Below are 1,557 nucleotides of genomic sequence, written 5' to 3'. Positions count from 1 at the left end.
CAGCAGGAGGGCTCCCAGGACGAGCAGGAGCGCTCGCAGGACCAGCAGGAGGACAAGGACGCCTCCGGCCGGGACGCCGAGAAGGACGCCGCCGACGAACGCAAGGACGCCTCGGACACCGAACGCGACCAGCAGGACCAGGACAAGCAGGACGAGCGCGACGCCGGCGAGGACCAGGGCGGCCCCGAGGACGAGGCCGCCCAGGAGCCCGAGAAGCAGGCCGGCGAGCAGGAGCGGCGCGAGGACGAGGGCGCGTCCGAGGCGACCCGCCGCCAGGCCCCTGCCCCGGGCACCGTCGACCGCAGCGGCGCCGAGCCCGGAGAGAGGTCCCGGACCGGCGGGGACACCGGAACGGCCCGTGCGGTGGGCGACCCGGAGAACGAACAGGACGCCGATGACGAGCCGTTGGGGCTGGACGCGGAACCCGCGCAGGACGACACGGAACGGGAGGCGGGCGACGACACGGCCGGGGCGGCCGGCGCGCGGCCCGTGCCCGATGCCGACCTCGTCGGATACACGGACGCGGCGAAGAACCCGAACCTCGTCGAGGAGCGGCGGAAGGGTACGGCCCCGCTGCCCAGCCTGTCGTCCGCCTCCGAAGCCCCAGCGCCGGACACGGCGCCGCAGGAGGCCACGCCCGGTGGCACCTCCCGGGACGCCGGGGCGCGCTCCGAGGAGGAGGAAGGCAGCGGGTCCTTCGAGGACCTTCTGAGCGGTACGGCTGACGCGCAGCAGACCGACGCGTCCGGAATCGGCGGTGGGCTCGGTACGGCGTCTCCCGGTGGGGCCACGACGGCCGACGCCGCCGGGACGGACCGGGACCGGAAGCAGTCGGACGAACGCAAGGAGGACGCCGAGGCCGCACGGCGCGACGAGGAGGCCCGGACCTCGGACGCCGCGGCGACCGGTGCCGCTGCGGGGCCAGGTGAGACCGCCGCACCCGATCAGTTGGCCAAGTCGGGCGAGGACGCCCGTACACAGGGTGCCGGTTCACCGTCGAGCACCGGGGCGGAGAAGGAAGCCGCGGGCGAGAGCGCCCGGAAGCCGGAAGCCGGAGCTCCCGACCGCAGTGGCGGGAAGGAAGCGGACTCCGGAGCGGACAAGGGCAAGGACAAGCAGGCCGACAAGTCCGAGGGCGGGCGCGATGCGGGCGGGACGACCGGCCCACGCGACACCGCCGGGGACCAGGGGACCACGGCTCCCGCACCCGACACGTCCCCCGGTGGCCCCGAGGTCTCCGAAGGCAAGGGCCCGGCCACCACTCCCGGCCCGGAGAGCGGCCCGGACAAGGTCTCCACCCCGGGACCCTCGAGCGCGCCGAAACTGGCACCGGGCAACGGCCCTTCGCCCATGGCCGCGGGGCCGCAACCCAAGACCAACACTCCCAAGGCCGCCGAGTCCGCGGCCCCCGCCGGATCGTCCGGCGGCTCCACGGGCTCGCGCTCCCGCCCGGCGGGCAGCAAGCGCCAGGCGGCACGGAAGGCCGCGAAGACCGCGTCGCGCCGTGGCGGCGGAGGCGGCGGCCGTAAGTCCGCGGCCCCCGCACCCGTCCGCTCC

Annotated in this window: 1 pseudogene; it reads left to right on the top strand. The window is 76.0% G+C overall.

Annotated elements, in window-relative coordinates:
• Positions 1 to 1,557, top strand: a pseudogene (locus ACFTZL_RS44790) (hypothetical protein); the annotation flags it as partial.

This window comes from Streptomyces sp. NPDC056948 (assembly GCF_042674225.1).
GTDB classification, from domain to species: domain Bacteria; phylum Actinomycetota; class Actinomycetes; order Streptomycetales; family Streptomycetaceae; genus Streptomyces; species Streptomyces purpurascens.
The sequence above is the reverse complement of the archived record's forward strand: the minus strand, read 5'-3'. Positions and strand labels throughout refer to the sequence as shown.